At 72.3% G+C, this 16654-nt stretch carries 17 protein-coding genes; 10 read left to right on the top strand and 7 right to left on the bottom strand.

The features are described 5' to 3' along the window. The first annotated feature begins 40 nt into the window (after positions 1-40). From B4E97_RS12655 to cls, 5 genes are all read left to right on the top strand, one after another. Positions 41-1276: an inorganic phosphate transporter gene (locus tag B4E97_RS12655; RefSeq protein ID WP_019284995.1), complete on the top strand. Its 1236-nt coding sequence runs from the start codon at positions 41-43 to the stop codon at positions 1274-1276. Positions 1277-1288: 12 nt separating this feature from the next. Next, positions 1289-1594, top strand: a complete 306-nt coding sequence (locus B4E97_RS12650; protein WP_019284996.1) for a hypothetical protein — start codon at positions 1289-1291, stop codon at positions 1592-1594. 11 nt (positions 1595-1605) lie between these two features. Then, the gene (locus tag B4E97_RS12645; RefSeq protein ID WP_029210811.1) at positions 1606-1998 is read left to right on the top strand and encodes a DUF3349 domain-containing protein; all 393 of its coding nucleotides are present in this window, start codon (positions 1606-1608) and stop codon (positions 1996-1998) included. Between the two features lie 39 nt (positions 1999-2037). Continuing rightward, a complete protein-coding gene (locus B4E97_RS12640; protein ID WP_019284998.1) occupies positions 2038-2349 on the top strand; it encodes a DUF3349 domain-containing protein in 312 nt (103 codons plus the stop codon). Positions 2350-2433: 84 nt separating this feature from the next. Next, entirely contained in the window at positions 2434-3930 is a 1497-nt protein-coding gene (cls, locus tag B4E97_RS12635; protein WP_239261250.1) for a cardiolipin synthase, read from the top strand. 27 nt (positions 3931-3957) lie between these two features. Here cls and B4E97_RS12630 read toward each other — a convergent pair whose 3' ends face one another. Together B4E97_RS12630 and B4E97_RS12625 are read right to left on the bottom strand one after the other, a co-directional pair. After that, the gene (locus B4E97_RS12630) at positions 3958-4515 is read right to left on the bottom strand and encodes a hypothetical protein (RefSeq protein WP_286960106.1); all 558 of its coding nucleotides are present in this window, start codon (positions 4513-4515) and stop codon (positions 3958-3960) included. 64 nt (positions 4516-4579) lie between these two features. Further along, positions 4580-5689 carry a PHP domain-containing protein gene (locus B4E97_RS12625; RefSeq protein ID WP_286960105.1) on the bottom strand — a complete coding sequence of 370 codons (1110 nt, stop codon included), beginning with the start codon at positions 5687-5689 and terminating at the stop codon, positions 4580-4582. Between the two features lie 149 nt (positions 5690-5838). On the opposite strand from B4E97_RS12625, the gene B4E97_RS12620 reads away from it, so the two are divergent. The 3 genes from B4E97_RS12620 (at position 5839) to B4E97_RS12610 (ending at position 8972) form a co-directional block, all read left to right on the top strand. Then, positions 5839-6366: an O-acetyl-ADP-ribose deacetylase gene (locus B4E97_RS12620; protein ID WP_029210813.1), complete on the top strand. Its 528-nt coding sequence runs from the start codon at positions 5839-5841 to the stop codon at positions 6364-6366. Next, the gene (locus B4E97_RS12615) at positions 6363-7133 is read left to right on the top strand and encodes a carbon-nitrogen hydrolase family protein (protein WP_029210814.1); all 771 of its coding nucleotides are present in this window, start codon (positions 6363-6365) and stop codon (positions 7131-7133) included. Before B4E97_RS12620 ends, B4E97_RS12615 begins: the two co-directional genes overlap by 4 nt. Positions 7134-7283: 150 nt before the next feature. Continuing rightward, a complete protein-coding gene (locus B4E97_RS12610) occupies positions 7284-8972 on the top strand; it encodes a substrate-binding domain-containing protein (protein ID WP_029210815.1) in 1689 nt (562 codons plus the stop codon). Between the two features lie 3 nt (positions 8973-8975). Here B4E97_RS12610 and B4E97_RS12605 read toward each other — a convergent pair whose 3' ends face one another. The 5 genes from B4E97_RS12605 to B4E97_RS12585 all read right to left on the bottom strand — a co-directional run bounded on the left by B4E97_RS12605 (position 8976) and on the right by B4E97_RS12585 (position 14584). Then, positions 8976-9440 (bottom strand): heat shock protein transcriptional repressor HspR, encoded by a 465-nt coding sequence (locus B4E97_RS12605; RefSeq protein WP_286960104.1) that lies wholly within the window; start codon positions 9438-9440, stop codon positions 8976-8978. A 4-nt stretch (positions 9441-9444) separates the two neighbouring features. Next, complete coding sequence (locus tag B4E97_RS12600) at positions 9445-10467, bottom strand: DnaJ C-terminal domain-containing protein (protein WP_286960103.1); 1023 nt, start codon at positions 10465-10467, stop codon at positions 9445-9447. A 92-nt stretch (positions 10468-10559) separates the two neighbouring features. Then, positions 10560-11309 carry a nucleotide exchange factor GrpE gene (locus B4E97_RS12595; RefSeq protein ID WP_286960102.1) on the bottom strand — a complete coding sequence of 250 codons (750 nt, stop codon included), beginning with the start codon at positions 11307-11309 and terminating at the stop codon, positions 10560-10562. Further along, positions 11306-13198 (bottom strand): molecular chaperone DnaK, encoded by a 1893-nt coding sequence (dnaK, locus tag B4E97_RS12590; RefSeq protein ID WP_239261234.1) that lies wholly within the window; start codon positions 13196-13198, stop codon positions 11306-11308. The genes B4E97_RS12595 and dnaK overlap by 4 nt, the downstream gene beginning before the upstream one ends. A gap of 156 nt (positions 13199-13354) precedes the next feature. Next, on the bottom strand, positions 13355-14584 hold the full coding sequence (locus B4E97_RS12585) for a TIGR00725 family protein (RefSeq protein WP_286960101.1): 1230 nt from the start codon (positions 14582-14584) through the stop codon (positions 13355-13357). A 67-nt stretch (positions 14585-14651) separates the two neighbouring features. Here B4E97_RS12585 and B4E97_RS12580 point away from each other — a divergent pair, with 67 nt between their 5' ends. Further along, a complete protein-coding gene (locus B4E97_RS12580) occupies positions 14652-15785 on the top strand; it encodes an FUSC family protein (protein ID WP_029210821.1) in 1134 nt (377 codons plus the stop codon). Positions 15786-15822: 37 nt separating this feature from the next. Continuing rightward, positions 15823-16560, top strand: a complete 738-nt coding sequence (locus B4E97_RS19015) for a DUF3253 domain-containing protein (RefSeq protein WP_313535013.1) — start codon at positions 15823-15825, stop codon at positions 16558-16560. Positions 16561-16654 lie beyond the last annotated feature (94 nt).

The following is a 16654-nucleotide window of genomic DNA, read 5'->3' as shown; positions in this document are numbered from 1 at the left end:
CCGGTTCGCGGTCGTGGTTTCGCGCCGCACAATAGGTCCCGTGGACGTTTCCCTCATCCTCCTCGTGCTGGTGGTCATCACGGCTCTGGCCTTCGACTTCACCAACGGCTTCCACGACACCGGCAACGCGATGGCGACGTCCATCGCGACCGGTGCCCTCAAGCCCAAGACCGCGGTCGCCCTCTCCGGCATCCTCAACCTCATCGGCGCCTTCCTCAGCGTGGAGGTCGCCCTCACGGTCACCAACGCCGTCATCAAGATCCAGAACAAGGACGGGTCCCCGATCACGACCCTCATGGCCGACCACGGCCAGGCGCTCCTGCTCATCGTGCTGGCGGGCCTCATCGGCGGCATCGTCTGGAACCTCCTGACCTGGCTCCTCGGCCTGCCGTCCAGCTCGTCGCACGCGCTCTTCGGCGGCCTGATCGGCTCGACCATCGCCGCCATCGGCTGGGCCGGCGTCAAGTGGAACGGCGACGGCAGCAAGCTCGACGGCGTCGTCGGCAAGGTGATCATGCCGGCGCTCCTGTCCCCCGTGATCGCCGCCGTCATCGCGGCGTCCGGCACCTGGCTGATCTACAAGATCACCGAGGGCGTCAACGAGCGGTGGAAGGAGTCCGGCTTCCGCTGGGGCCAGATCGGCTCGGCCTCGCTCGTCTCCCTGGCCCACGGCACCAACGACGCGCAGAAGACCATGGGCGTCATCACCCTGGCCCTCATCGGCTACGGGTCCCACACCGACACCCACTCCGTGCCCTTCTGGGTCAAGTTCTCCTGCGCCGTCGCCATCGCGCTCGGCACCTACCTCGGCGGCTGGCGCATCATCCGCACGCTCGGCAAGGGTCTCGTCGAGATCGCCTCGCCGCAGGGCATGGCGGCCGAGTCTGCGTCGGCCGCCGTCATCCTCACCTCGAGCCACCTGGGCTTCGCGCTCTCGACGACGCACGTCGCCACCGGCTCGATCCTCGGCACCGGCATCGGCAAGAAGGGCGCCGAGGTCCGCTGGGGCGTCGCGGCCCGCATGGTCGCCGCCTGGCTCATCACCCTCCCCGCGGCGGCCGCCGTGGGGGCGATCATGTGGTTCATCGGCCACGCCCTCGGCGGGCTCCTCGGGGTCATCACGATCTTCGCCATCCTGTGCGGCCTCGCCGGCTACATGTACCACCGGTCCCGCCAGGCGCCGGTCGACCACAACAACGTCAACGACGAGTGGGACGCCTCCGGCGTGCCGGCCGAGACGGCCGACGCGCTCGCGTCCTCGCGCTCGGCTCGCTGAGAGGAGTTCGTCATGCTGCACAACCTCGGGCTGCTCTTCGACGCGGCGTGGAAGGTCCTGGCCGTCGGGCTGCTCCTCGGCGCCGGACTGCCTGCCCTGTTCGCCCTCGGGATCCGGTCCATGGCCTACGGCGTGGGAGGCGCGGCCGAGATCGACACCACGGCGTCGCCGCACCCGGTCGGCCGAGCCCTGGGCATCCTCTGCTTCGCCCTCGTGGCGGCAGCCGTCCTGCTCGGCATCACCATCATCGTGGCGTCCGGCTTCGGCAAGTCCGTCAGCTTCGAGCACATCTTCCCCGTGCTCGTCGACAAGCACTGATCGCCTCCCCGATGACCACCAATCCCTTCACCCGACTCCTCGGCTGGTTGCGCGGCGGCTACCCCCAGGGCGTCCCGCAGTCGGACTACGTGGCACTCTTCGGCATCCTGCACCGCGACCTCACCGAGACCGAGGTGGCCGAGATCGCCGTCGCCCTCCGCAAGGACCGCGGCGTCCCCGACTCCGAGATCAGCCGCGAGGAGATCGCGGCCGGCATCCGCCGCGTCGCGATGGAGAAGCCCTCCGAGGAGGACATCGCCCGGGTGGCCGGCCGGCTCGCCGCTGGCGGGTGGCCGCTCGCGACGGGGGCGGCCGCGGCCGAGCCGGTCGCCCAGCACGACCCGCACGCCCAGCACGACCCGCACGACGACGCCGTCGGCAACCCGTCGCCCGGCAGCGGCTGAGGCCATGATGGAGAGCCCCCGATCTCTGAGGAACCGGCCATGACCTCGTTCATCGAGCGCGCGCTCAACTGGCTGCGCGCCGGCTACCCCGGCGGTGTCCCCGACACCGACTACCAACCCCTGCTCGCGCTGCTGCGCAGACGGCTGACCGACGACGAGGTCGACGAGCTCGGTCAGGAGCTGGTCCGTCGTGGCATGGTGCCGGCGGGCAAGATCGACGTGGGCGTCGGCATCACGAGGGTCATCGACGAGCTCCCCACCGAGGAGGAGATGCACCGCGTCGGCGAGCGCCTGCGCGAGGGCGGCTGGCCCGTCGACCTCGACGAGGCACGGCGACGCCGCGAGGAGTGACCCGCTGACGCAGACCCCACCCCCCCACCACCTCGCGTGCCAGACTCGGCACGGGAGGTGGTCCTGCGTCCGGAGGAGGCGAGCATGGACTGGTGGCTCGGCTGGTTCGCATGGTTCGACTGGCCACCCACGCCGGGCAACCTCGGCGTCGAGCTGCTGGTGCTGCTCGACCTGGCGTTCCGCGTGGTGGCGGCCTCGGTCGTGTCCAACAACCGCCGGCCCTCGAGCGCCGTGGCCTGGTTGCTCGCGATCTTCTTCATCCCGTTCCTCGGGCTCTTCGCGTTCATCCTCATCGGGTCGCCCAAGCTGCCCCGCCGCCGCCGCAACAAGCAGCGCCGCGTGTCGGAGGTGATCCTGCAGCGCACGGCCGACATGGACACCCAGGGGCCGGACTCGGCGCCGCCGTGGCTGGAGCCCCTCGCCCGGATGAACCGGCGACTCGGCGCCATGCCGATGGTCGCGGGGTCGGACGCCACCGTCGAGACGGACTACGTCCGGTCGCTGGAGATGATGGCCGAGGAGATCGACCTCGCCCGCGAGTACGTCCACGCCGAGTTCTACATCCTCAGCCTCGACGAGACGACGACACCGGTCTTCGCGGCCCTCGAGCGGGCCGTGGCCCGTGGGGTCGAGGTGCGGGTCCTGTTCGACCACCTGGCCTCCCTGCGGATCCCGGGCTACCGCCGGACGATCAAGCGCCTCGACGCCATAGGTGCCCAGTGGGCCCGGATGCTCCCGTTCACGCCGTTCAAGCGCGAGATCCTCCGCCCCGACCTGCGCAACCACCGCAAGCTGCTCATCATCGACGGCGCCGTGGGCTACATCGGCTCGCAGAACCTCATCGACGCGCGCTACGGCAAGCGGCGCAACCGCCGGCTCGGGCGCGAGTGGATCGACATCATGGCGCGCTTCACCGGACCGGTGGTGCTCGAGCTGGACGCGGTCTTTCGCACCGACTGGTACTCCGAGACCGACGAGCTCCTCGACGTCGGCTCCACGCAGGGGCTCCCGGAGGTGCGGGCGACCGGCGACCTCTACGCCCAGTGCGTGCCCAGCGGCCCGGGCTTCGAGGCCGAGAACAACCTCAAGCTGTTCAACGCCCTGATCTACAACGCCCTGCACTCGGTGCGCATGATCAGTCCCTACTTCGTGCCGGACGAGTCGCTGCTGATGGCGGTCACGACCGCGGCCCAGCAGGGGCTCAAGGTCGAGCTGTTCGTGTCGGAGCAGGGCGACCAGTTCCTGGTGCACCACGCCCAGCGGTCCTACTACGAGATCCTGCTGGACGCCGGCGTGGAGATCTGGATGTATCCCCAGCCCTACGTCCTGCACGCCAAGACCCTCACGGTCGACGGCCAGACCTCGGTCATCGGGTCGTCCAACCTGGACATGCGCTCGTTCACCCTCAACCTCGAGGTGTCGGCCCTCGTCGAGGGGCGCGAGTTCGCCCAGGACCTGGAGGCGTTCGAGGATCAGCTGCGGTCCCGCTCGCGCAGGCTGGACCTCGCGGAGTGGCGACGTCGGCCGTGGCACGAGCAGGTCGCGGACGGCTTCTGCCGCCTCACCTCCGCGCTCATGTGACCTGCCGTATGCCGGGGTGGAGAGGGCTCAGACCACGTCGACGAACACGGGGTTGGTGTAGAACCACGTGTCGGCCCAGGGGTTCCCGGCGTCCGGGGTCCCGTCGTGCGGGACCGGACCGTGGGGATCGACGGCGGCCCCGAGCGGGCCGACGCCGTGGCGGTTGCCGTCGCTGCCGCGCAGGCGCAGGTAGCCCGAGTGCTCCGCGACGAGCTCGAGGCGCAGCGTGACGGGTCCGCGGCGGCCGCCGGTGTCCCAGGTGCGCACCACGCGGGTGCCGGGCGCCCGCCAGGTGTCGCGGTCGGTCGCGGGCCCGGTGACCCTCCCCTGGATCACGTCCACGTGCGCGAGCTGCGGCAGGATCCCCCAGGCGTTGCGATAGGTCGTGGGGTGGATGGTGACCGTCAGGGTGATGCTGGAGCCGCGGCGGACGCGGATGCGGCCGCCGAGCGTGGCGCTGACCTGCCGGCCACCCGCATGGCCGCGACCGCGACCAGCTGGTCCGCCACCGGTGGCCTCGACCTCGACGCGGTTGACCAGGTGCCCGTGGTCGACCCAGCTGCGGCCCTCGGGCAGGGCCTGCATGACGGCGCGGTAGCTGCGACGCTCGACGCCCGTGTGGTTGCGGCTGAACTTACCGGGCCAGTAGTCACCGCCCCCCTGGGGATCGGCGGTGGGGACGGGGTCGGGGCGACGGCCCAGGGTGTCGAAGGTCTCGCCGGGCGGGTACGCGCCGACCGTGGTGCGGTCGCGCGACTCGTTGTGGTGGTCGGAGTTGGTGGTGATCCAGTAGGGCCTGGCCCTCGGCCAGCAGGGAGTCCCAGAGGCCACCGACGACCGAGCTGGCCCAGTCGAAACCGCCCCTCGTGCGATAGGCCTCGAGCGGGTAGCCCGGCCAGGAGTAGGCCGAGGGCGCGTTCTCGTACTCCCCGCGCTGGTAGCCGGGCGCCCGGTTGGTCCCGAAGGCACCCGCCTGTGCCCCCGGGGCCCCCTCCATGCCGATCATGATCTCGGGGGCGGCGTCACGCCAGGCGCGCAGCTCGTGCGGCGAGTCGATGCCCAGCCGCAGCGGGTGGTTGGCGAGGACCAGCACGTCGTCGACGACGCCACGGCGCCGTTCGGCCGCGAGCCATCGCAGCGCCTCGACCGCCTTGGCCTCCCACTCGGCGACCTGCGGGGTCCCGGGGGTGGGCTTCTCCCACCGGTTGAGCTTGCCGTCCCACAGCCTCTCGAACTGGCGCAGCAGATCGGCGTCGTTGTCGCCGGGCGCGACCATGACGGTGCAGTACTCGGCCGCCGGGATGTACCACTCCAGGCCCTGGTAGATGAGCAGGTCGGGGTACTGGCGCCGCATCCGCTGCAGGTGGCGCTCCAGGTGCGCGCCCTTGTCGTGGTGCCCGACGTTGGAGTGCTCGGTGAACACCATCCAGTCGACGCCGAACTCGTGGGCCCGCGCGACCTGCGTCTCGACGAGGTACTTCGCGTCGTGCGAGAACACCGTGTGGACGTGGTGGTCGCCGACGAGCCAGTCGTAACGGTCGTGGCGCGGCCGCCGCCCGGCGGGTGCGGCACCGGCGTCCGGCGCCGCGAGGACCCCGGGCAGCAGACCGGCTCCGAGAGCCGCGGCCCCCGCGGCCCCCGCGGCCGTCAGGACGCTGCGACGGCTCGCACCCGTGGCGGTCGGGAGGGGCGTGACCGGCTCGTCCCAGACGTGGGGAAGCGGCTGATGGTCCTGCTGGGGGGAGCCGTCGCGGCACATGTCACGGGCCTCTCTGCTGGCAGCGGGTTCTCCAGGACGCTAGGTGGCCCAGGCGTCCAGGCCGGCCCTGGACGGTGAACGCCGCGCGACCGCTGCGGGACGGGGTGGTTCCGGGGCCGCCCGGTGACCGCCGTCGTAGGCTGGGAGCCATGGCTGGCATCGAGATCGTGCAGGGCGACATCACCACCCAGGCGGTGGACGCGATCGTCAACGCCGCGAACTCCTCCCTCATGGGTGGCGGTGGCGTGGACGGGGCGATCCATCGCGCCGCGGGGCCCACGCTGCGCGAGGAGTGCCGTCACCTGCGGGCCACGGACTACCCCGAGGGCCTGCACGTCGGTGACGCCGTCGCCACGGGCGCGGGCGACCTGCCCTGCCGCTATGTCATCCACACCGTCGGCCCCAACCGGCACGAGGGACAGATCGACCCCCGGCTGCTGGCGTCGTGCTACACCCGCTCGCTGGACGTCGCGCAGCAGCTGGGCGTCCGGACGATCGCCTTCCCGGCGGTGAGCGCGGGCGCCTATGGCTGGAAGGTCGCCGACGTCGCGCGCATCGCCCTGACGACGGTCGCGGCTCACTCCCGGGACGGGATCGACCTGGTGCGGTTCGTGCCGTTCGACCCCACGTCCTACACCGCGTTCGAGGCCGCCTGCGTCGGGCTGGGGCGGTCGTGAGGCGCTGGCGCGTCGCGGCCGGGCAGCTCGCCAGCACCGACGACAAGCAGCACAACCTCGAGCAGGCCTGCCGCCTGGTGGCCGAGGCTGCGGAGGCCGGCGCCCGGCTGGTCGTCCTCCCCGAGGCGACGATGATGACCTTCGCCGTGCCGCTGGGCCCGCACGCGGAGCCCCTCGACGGCCCCTTCGCCGAGGCCCTGCGCGAGGCCGCGCGCACGCACGAGATCACCGTGGTGGCAGGGATGTTCGAGCCCGCCGACGACGGGCGGGTGCACAACACCCTCCTGCTCACGGGGCCGCACGCGGAGGCCACCTACCGCAAGGTGCACCTGTTCGACGCCTACACCACGACGGAGTCCGAGACGGTCGCTCCGGGGTCGGGCTACGTCAGCGTGGAGGTCGACGGCGTTCGCGTGGGGCTGGCGACCTGCTTCGACGTGCGGTTCCCCGACCAGTTCACCGAGCTGGGCCGGGCCGGCGTGGAGCTCGTGGCGCTGCCGGCGTCCTGGGGCGACGGTCCGGGCAAGGCACAGCAGTGGGACCTGCTGACGGCCGCGCGGGCGCACGACTCCCAGTCCTGGCTGGTGGCCGCCGGGCAGGCCTGGCGTGCCGACTCCGTCCGCAAGCCCCTCGGCATCGGGCGCAGCGCCGTCGTGGACCCCACGGGGGCCGTGCGGGCGCGACTCGGCGGGTCGCCGGACCTGCTGGTGGCCGACATCGACCTCGACCTGGTCGAGCGCACCCGGGCCCAGGTGCCGATCCTGTAGGGCCGAGCGGGTCGGACCGGCACACCCACGGTGACGGATTCGCCCTTCGCCATCACCCAGCGTATTTGGTTACGGCGCTTGGGCTTTCACCTGGGCACCTGAGGACGGGAACGCGGGCGCCGGCTCCTCCCCCTCGGCTACATTGCGGCCATGGGACGCCACTCTGCCCCTCGGACCATCCCCAAGGTCGCGGTCCTCGCCCTGCCCATCGCTGCCGTCATCGGCATCGCGGGGGCCGCCGCGTTGGTCAACGACGACTCACCTGGGGACGCCGCCGCAGGCTCGACGTCCCCGCGCACCGGCCTGTCGGCCTGCTCCTCGGTCACGCCGATGCGGGTCACCACCACCGAGGAGCTCGCGCCCGTGCTGGGCCAGGTGGCCCAGCGGCAGGAGACGCGCGGCGACGACTGCATCGACTACACCGTCGACGTGCAGAGCTCGTCCGTGACCGCGTCCGGTCTCATGAGCGGGGCGGACGACCGCACGCAGGTGTGGATCCCCGACTCCAGCCTGTGGGCCGAACGCGTCACGTCCGCGGCGCCCAGCACCAAGCTCGACATGGGGCCCGTCGTCGCGACGTCGCCGGTCGTCTTCGCCATACCGCGCGGCGCCGCCGGCACGGCGCGCCCCGGACCGCTCACGTGGTCCCAGCTGATCGCGCAGCGCGCCGTCCCCCTCAAGGTCGCGAGCCCGGAGCGGAGCACCCCGTCCCTGCTCGCCCTGCTCGGCGCCAAGCAGGCCGTCGCCTCCTCGCCGCAGGACGCCCGAGCGCTGCAGGGTCTCCTGCTGACCCTGTCCCGCAGCACGGTCGACGAGGCCGACCTGAGGCGACAGGCCCTGACGCCGGCCGCGTCCGCGCCTGCCTTCCCCACCTCCGAGCAGCAGCTCGCCCACCTCAACCAGGCCAACCCCAAGACGCCGCTGCGGGCGATGACCCCCAGCGACGCCACGCCCCAGCTCGACTACCGCATGGTGACCGTGGCCGGCAAGAACGCCCCGTCTGCGGCCGCCGTCGCCAAGCTGCAGGACGCCCTGGCCGACGCCCAGTCGGTCGACGCGCTCCGCAAGGCGGGGTTCCGGATCGGCGAGTCCGACGGCCCCGACCTCGCCGGTGTGCCCGCCAGCCTCCCCAAGGTCATATCGACACCGCGCGCCAGCGACGCCGACACCGCCCTGCGCACGTGGGTCACCATGTCCCGACAGACCCGCATGCTGGCGGTCATCGACACCTCCGAGTCGATGAAGAAGCCAGCGATCCCCGGCATGAACCGCCTCCAGCTCGCGTCCGGGGCCGCGCTCAAGGCCCTCGAGAAGTTCCCGCCGAGCAGCCAGATCGGCCTGTGGACCTTCGACCTCGCGCACGCCTCGCAGCCCAAGGACTGGGTCGAGCGGGTCCCGATCAGACGCATCGACGCGACGGCGGGACCCCTGACCCAGCGTGAGGCCCTCGCGCGCTCGGCGATGGGCCTGCAGTGGCAGCGCGCCAACGGCACCGCGGTCCACGACACGATCTGGGCGGGCTACCAGCAGCTGCAGCGCACCTACCAGCCGGACTACGCCAACGCTCTCGTGCTGCTGACGGACGGCAAGAACGAGGACCCCAGCTCCATCAGCGAGGCGCAGCTGATCGCCAACCTGAGGCAGGCCGGCAAGGACAGCGCCCGGCCGGTGCGGCTCGTGCTGATCGCGATCAGCCAGGACGCGGATCTCGGTGCGCTGCAGCGCATCGCGGCCGCGGTCCCCGACGGTCAGGCCTACGACGCCCGCCGGCCCGAGAACATCTACGCCATCATGCAGACCGCCCTGACGACGCGGGAGATCGCCGCGCCGGCCCAGTAGGCCTCAGCGCGGCGCGTCGGGGCGCCAGACGACCAGGGCCTGGCTGGTCGAGCGGGCGACCCGCGGACGCTGACCGGGTGGCATGGCCACGACGTCGCCGCGGCGACCCGCGGCGAACACACGGTGGCCGTACAACGCCTGAGGGCGCAGCTGCTCGACCTCGGACAGAGCGTCCGCGAGCCTCGCCTCGAGGGCGCTGACGTGGCTCTCGAGGTCGAGGATCCGCCGTATGCCGGCCAGGCTCACGCCCTCCTCCTGGGAGAGCCACTGCACCTCGCGCAGCTGGGCGACGTCACGCGCGCTGTAGCGCCGCCCGCCGCCCCCGGACCGCTTGGGCACGACGAGGCCGAGCCGGTCGTACTGCCGCAACGTCTGCGCGTGCATGCCCGCCAGCTGCGCCGCCACCGAGATCACGAAGATGGGTGCGTCGTCGTCGGGGACGAACTCGCGTCGCTCGCGGCCGGGCACGAGATCACGCCCTCGCGGCGCGGGCCCGCAGGTCGGCGCGGACGTCGGTCTCGGCGTCCTCCGCGGCCAGGACCTCGACGGCGGCCCGGGCCTCGTCGGTGAGCCGCTGCGGGACCACGACGTGCACGGTGACGATCAGGTCGCCGGTCGCTGACCTGGTGGCGATGCCGCGGCCCTTGACCCGCAGCCGCTGGCCGCTCTGGGTGCCGGCACCGAGCCTGACGCCGACGAGGTCTCCGCCCAGGGTGGGCACCTTGATGGTGGCGCCCAGCGCCGCCTCCGCGAAGGTCACGGGGACCTCGACGGTCAGGTTGTCGCCGTCCCGGCCGAACACCTCGTGCGGCGTGACGGTGACGTTGAGGAAGAGGTCGCCGCGGGGTGCCTGCGGGTCGCCGAGGCCGCCCTTGCCGCGGAGCCGGATGCGCTGGCCGTCCTTGACCCCTGCGGGGATCCGGGTGGTGATGCGCTCGCCGTCGGCGGCGGTCAGCGTGACGGTGTCGCCGCGCACCGCCTCGGGGAAGCCGATGGTGACGGTGGCCTCGACGTCGGCGCCGGGCCGCGGGCCGGTGGGGGCGCCATACGCGCCGTATCCCTGGCCGAAGGGGCTCTGGCCCCCTCCCCCGCCGAACATGCGCAGGAGGTCCTCCATGTCCGGCTGGCCGCCGCCGGGTCCGCCGTTCGTGGTGAACCGCATGCCGGGGCCGCCCGCGCCACCGCCGGTGAACAGGTTGCTGAAGACGTCCTCGAAGCCGCCGTTGCCGCCGGCCCCGGGGGCGAATCGCGCTCCGCCGTGGGCCATCTGGCGGATGGCGTCGTACTGCTTGCGCTGCTCGGCGTCGGAGAGGACCGCGTAGGCCTCGCCGATCTCCTTGAACCGCTGCTCGGCCGCCTCGTCACCGGGGTTCTGGTCCGGGTGCAGCTTGCGGGCGAGCTTGCGGTACTCGCGCTTGACGGTCGCCGCGTCGGCGTCCTCGGCCACGCCGAGCGTGGCGTAGAAGTCCTTCTCGAACCAGTCCTGACTGGCCATCGGCGACTCCTTCCATGGGTCGAAGGTGCTACGCAAAGGGGGTGGTGCCCGGCCGGCCCGCCAGTCGTGCTGGCGGGCCGGCGTGGGCGGTGCTACTGCGGGTCGGCGACCGAGACGCGGGCTGCGCGCAGCACGCGGTCGCCCTGCCGGTAGCCGGGCTGCAGGACCTGGACGACCGTCGTGGTGGTGGCTCCCTCGGGGAGCTCCGCCTGGACGTGCATCAGGGCCTCGTGCAGGGCCGGGTCGAACTCGTCGCCCGGCGCGCCGTAGGCCTCGAGGCCGAAGCGGCCGAGGGCCTGCTGCAGCTTGTCGGCGATCGACGCGAAGGGCGTGCCCTCGCCGAGGTCGCCGTGCTGGCGGGCCAGCGCGATCTCGTCCAGGACCGGCATGAGCGCCTCGATCACCGAGGCGGCGCCCAGGTCCTTGAGCAGGACCTTGTCGCGGTCGACGCGCCGCTTGTAGTTGACGTACTCGGCCTGCAGGCGCTGCAGGTCGGCGAGCCGCTCGGCGGCCAGCACCGTGTCGGGGTGCTCGCCGTCGGCCTTGGCCCGCTCGGCCGCGGCGTCCGCCTCGGCCGCGCCGACCTCGGCCTCGTGCAGGGCCGACTCCTCGGCCGAGAACGGGTCCTGCGGCATGCCGCTCTGCTGGTCACCGGGCTCGTGCTGGTCTGACGGGTCGGACATCGGGGTCTCCCTGTCGTCGCTCGAGGTGGGTGTGGGGGTGTCGGGGGCCGGCTGGCGCACCTCGCCCGTGGCGGGGTCGATGCGTCGCTTGTCCCGGATCACCGGGCCGGTGGGCTCCCCCTCGGGAGAGCCCACGCGGCCGGTGGTGTCGTCCGTCACTTCTTGTCCGTGTCGTCGTCCACGACCTCGGCGTCGATGACGTCGTCATCGGCCTTGGCCTGGCCGGCGCCGGCCGCGCCACCCGCCGCGCCGGCTCCGGCAGCACCCGCACCCGCGGCGCCCTCGTCGGACTGCTGCGCGTAGAGCGCGGCGCCGAGCTTCTGGGACTCCTCGGAGAGCGTGGTGGCCTTGGTGGAGATGTCCTCGGACGAGGTGCCCTCGGCGGCCAGCGCGTCCTTGAGGTCCTTGAGGGACTCGTCGACGGGCTTGCGGCCGTCCTCGGGGAGCTTGTCGGCGTTGTCGGCGAGGAACTTCTCGGTGGAGTAGACGAGCTGCTCGGCGTTGTTGCGAGCCTCGGCCTCCTCGCGCCGCTTCTTGTCCTCGTCGGCGTGCGCCTCGGCGTCCTTGACCATGCGGTCGATCTCGTCCTTGGACAGCGCGCTGCCGCCCGAGATCGTCATCGACTGCTCCTTGCCCGTGCCCTGGTCCTTGGCGGACACGTGCACGATGCCGTTGGCGTCGATGTCGAAGGTCACCTCGATCTTGGGCATGCCGCGGGGGGCCGGGGCGATGCCGGTGAGCTCGAAGGTGCCGAGACCCTTGTTCTGCTGGGCCAGCTCGCGCTCGCCCTGGAAGACCTGGATCAGCACGGACGGCTGGTTGTCGTCGGCGGTGGTGAAGACCTCGGAGCGCTTGGTCGGGATGGCCGTGTTGCGCTCGATGAGCTTGGTGAACAGCCCACCCTTGGTCTCGATGCCCAGGGACAGCGGCGTGACGTCGATCAGCAGGACGTCCTTGCGCTCGCCCTTGAGGACACCGGCCTGCAGGGACGCGCCCATGGCCACGACCTCGTCGGGGTTGACACCCTTGTTGGGCTCCTTGCCCGTGAGCTCCTTGACCAGGTTGGACACGGCCGGCATACGGGTCGAGCCACCCACGAGGACGACGTGCGCGATGTCCCCGACGGAGATGCCCGCGTCCTTGATGACGCTGTGGAAGGGCGCCTTGGTGCGCTCCAGCAGGTCCGCGGTCATCTGCTCGAACTGGGTGCGCGTGAGCGTCTCGTCCAGGTGGATCGGGCCGTTCTCACCCATCGAGAGGTACTGCAGGTTGATGTTGGTGCTGGTCGCGGTGGACAGCTCCTTCTTGGCCTGCTCGGCGGCGTCCTTGAGGCGCTGCATGGCGATCTTGTCCTTGGACAGGTCGACGCCGGTGTTGTTCTTGACCTGGGTCAGGAGGTGCTTGACGATCCGGTCGTCCCAGTCGTCGCCGCCGAGGCGGTTGTCGCCGTTGGTGGCGCGGACCTGGATGGTCGCGAAGCCGTCCTCGGCGTCCTTGCCCACCTCGAGGAGGGACACGTCGAAGGTGCCACCGCCGAGGTCGAAGACGAGGATGAGCTCGTCCTCCTTGCCCTTGTCCAGGCCGTAGGCCAGCGCGGCCGCGGTCGGCTCGTTGACGATGCGCAGGACGTTGAGACCCGCGATCTCGCCGGCCTCCTTGGTGGCCTGGCGCTCGGCGTCGTCGAAGTACGCCGGGACGGTGATGACCGCGTCCGTGACGGGCTCGCCGAGGTAGGACTCGGCGTCGCGCTTGAGCTTCATCAGCGTGCGGGCGCTGATCTCCTGCGCGGTGTAGTCCTTGCCGTCGATCTCCTGCTTCCAGTCCGTGCCCATGTGGCGCTTGACCGAGCGGATGGTGCGGTCGACGTTGGTGACGGCCTGGCGCTTGGCGATCTCGCCGACGAGCACCTCGCCGTTCTTGCTGAACGCCACGACCGACGGGGTCGTGCGACCGCCCTCGGCGTTGGCGATGATCTCCGGCTCGCCGCCCTCGAGGACGGAGACGGCGGAGTTGGTGGTGCCGAGGTCGATACCGACTGCACGTGCCATGTGTGGCTCTCCTTGTTGACTAGCGGATGTTGAGTCGTCAGCACTCAAGGTATGACCGCCTGCGATCCATGTGCAAGCTCGTGTCAGTGAACTTGAGTCTATCCGGCTCAACTCCGTCGGTCACGCCTTTGTTCCCCGGCGTCGGAGGGCGACGGGTCAGACCCAGATCGCGGCGTCGATGCCGTCGCTGAAGCGCTCGGGCTGCGCGGGGTGGCGGACGGCCTCCCCGCGGACGACGCGCGCCGCGCTCCAGGCCGCGGCGGCGGAGTCGAGGACGTCGTCGGCACCACGCCGACCGAGGTCGAGGTCCCGCGGCAGGCGGATCCCCTGGGCCAGGAGCAGACCCTCGCGCTCGCGCAGCCCCTCGGGAGTCTTCTTGCTCGAGGCCAGCGGCGCGCCCGCCATGATCGCGAAGCACAGCTCGGGGTGCACCTCGACCACCGGCAGGGTCGGCCCCTCCCCGCGCACGTAGGCGTCGACGTCCAGGATGGCCCTGCGCATGGCATAGCTCTGCGCGGCCAGGCTGGTCCCGCCCGTGCGGGCGACGCTGATCCGGCGGGCCTCGGCATACGACTCGGCCGCCAGCGCGTCACGCACGGGGGTCGCAAAGACCGAGCCGGCGCGCGGGCCCAGCCGCCCGCGCACCTCGACGTCCGCCCTGCGGCGCCCGGTGTCCGGCAGGCCGATCGGCGCGTCGACCGCGACGAGCTCGACGTGCACAGCGCCGTGATCGACCCGGTCGATCACGGTCCGCAGGTCGGCCCCGGCCACGATCCGCACCGTCCCCGCGCCGGACACGGGCAGGAGCGCGCCGGTCCACCCGCCCCGGGCCCCGTCGACGCCAAGCACCCAGCCGTCGTATGCCGGCTCGCCACCCTCACGAGCAGGCGAGGTCTCGAGCCCCAGATCCCCGAGCACGCTCGACACGGCATCCTCGGGCGACACCGCGTGCCGGGGCGCGCGGCCGTCGTCGCCGTCGACCGGCACCTCGTCGAACAACCGCAGCCCGTCCAGCAGCACCACCGGCACGCCGGTGCGCGCCGCGAGCGCGATCTCGCTGACCGTCCCCCAGCTGTGGCCCACCGCGACCACCGCGTCGCAGGCACGGACGAGCAGGGCGTTGCGCATCTCGCCGAGGCCGGTCGGGATGGTGACCGACAGGTGCGGGTTGGCGGCGGAGCGGTCGTCGCCGGGCAGGAGCCCGAGGCTCGTCCCACCGGCCTGGGCGCACCCTCGCGCTGCTCCGGCCATCACCCCGCCGAGACCGCCGGTGACCACGACCAGTCCCTGCTCGGCGAGCAGCCGGCCGACCGTGACTGCCTGCTGCACCTGCTCCGACGTGGCCGCACCCGGGCCGACGACACCGACATACCCTCGTGGTCGCACGCCCCCAGGATGGCATCCCGTCGACTTCCCGGGCGGCGCGCCCGACGCCGAACTACTCTCGACGGCGATGAGCTCGACCCGTCCTCCGCTCGACGACCCCGACCAGCCCAGCCGCCCCACCCGCAGGGAGCGCGTGCGCACCGTCGTCCGGCCCGCCCTGCAGGTCGACCGCGGTGCTGCTCAGCCCGCGGTCGCGGTGCCCTATGCCCTGGGCTTCGGCGCCGTCCTGCTCGCCGGGGTGCTGATGTCCGAGCCGTTGTTGGGCGTGGTCGCCGCGAGCGGCGCGATCAACGCCGGTGGTCTCGGCGTCGATCCGCAGATCGCGCGGCCTCGGCTCACCATGCTGGTGACCACAGCCGTCCTGTCGTCGTCGCTGTTCGTTGCCTGCCTCGTGTCCGACCACCCCCTGCTCGCGGTCCTGACCCTCGCCGCCATCGGCGCGGTCGTGGGGTTGCTCAGCCCGCGCGAGGGCCCGGGTCAGGTCGGGGTGCAGGCGGTGGTCGGCTTCCTCGCCATGGGCCAGCAGGCGACGCCCCTGCGGACGGCCCTGACCTATGCCGGCCTGGTCGCCGTGGGCGGGCTGGTGCAGGTCATGATCGGCACGCTCGTCGGGCCTCGGTCGCGACGCCGACGGAGCCGGGTCGCGGTCGTCCTGCGACGGGAGCTCCCCGGCCCGGAGAGGGCGGAGCCGGCGCCGCTGCCCGAGGTGCGCCGGGCGGTGTTCGACGACCTGCGACACCCCGGACCGGAGTCACGCTGGCATGCCCTGCGCCTGGGCCTCGGCCTGGGTGTCGCCGAGGCCCTCTCCCAGCTCCTGCTCCCCCTGCGCGGCTACTGGGTGCCCCTGACGGTGGTCAACGTGCTGCAACCTCGGCTGACCGACACGATCGCGCGGGGGCTGGACCGCCTGCTCGGCACCGCGGTCGGGGTGGCGGCGGGCGGCGGCGCCGTGGTCCTGGCGCGCCCCGAGGGAATGACCCTGCTGGCTCTCGGCACCCTGCTCGCCTGGGCGATGTTCGCCCTGCAGTCCGTCAACTACTTCTTCTACACGACGGCCCTGACCGCCTGGGTCGTGGTCTTCCTCGAGGTCATGGGGATCGGCGCGCAGGGCTCGGTCCCTCAGAGGCTCCTCGCCACGGCCGCCGGCGGGATCCTGTCGCTGGTCCTCGTGGTCCTGGTGCGTGGTCGCGGTCCGAGGTGAGCCCCCGCACCGCTCGGGAAGGACCTAGAGTGCCGGGGTGGCCGCGCCCGCACCAGCACCCACCGACGCCGAGCTGCGCGTCGACATCGTCGACCTGCTCGGCCGCCGGTCCGCGGACGTCACCATCTGCCCGTCCGAGGTCGCGCGCGGGCTCGGCGGCGAGGACTGGCGGGAGCTGATGCAGCCGACCCGGGATGCCGCCGCCCACCTCGCCGACGAGGGCGTGATCGAGGTGGTCCAGGGTGGCCGGCCGGTCGACGTGCGGACGGCCCGAGGCCCGGTGCGCCTGCGCCGTGGCCCGTCCTGGCCGGACGCCTCGCAGCCGCACGTGCAGGCGCAGTCCGAGGCACCAAGGACCCACTGGCTGCTGCCGATCGACCCGGCGGCGCACGCCGAGCACCAGCCGCCGGACTGGCGGACCCGTCCCGATGCCGGCCCGGTCTGGGAGGCGATCGGTCGCTCTCAGCAGATCGACCGCTGGTGCCTGCGCTCGGGATTCCGGACGATGCAAGCGGGCGACACGATCTGGGCCTACCTGTCGCGCCGCCAGGAGCTGTGCGCCGTCGGAACGGTCCGGGAGGTCGCGCAGGACGGCGGCGCCTGGCAGGTCCTTGTCCGCTGGGACGACGCCCGCACCGCCGCACTGGGACGAGACCCCTTGCCGCGCAGCACTTTCGGTCAGGTCCCGATGTCGACCTGCCGCGCCCGCGAGAGCGCAGCCAGGGTCCTGACGGAGCGCTACGACGCGCTCCCCGGCCCCCGACATACGGCCTGAGCGGGGCAACCCTCACGTGGCGTCAAGGTAGGATCGCGAAGCCTCACCCCGCCGCAGCTGGCTTCACGCTGCGGCCCTTTTCATGGACGGAGCC

Source organism: Arsenicicoccus sp. UBA7492, assembly GCF_002479615.1.
Taxonomy (GTDB): Bacteria; Actinomycetota; Actinomycetes; order Actinomycetales; family Dermatophilaceae; genus Arsenicicoccus; species Arsenicicoccus bolidensis.
The sequence above is the reverse complement of the archived record's forward strand: the minus strand, read 5'-3'. Positions and strand labels throughout refer to the sequence as shown.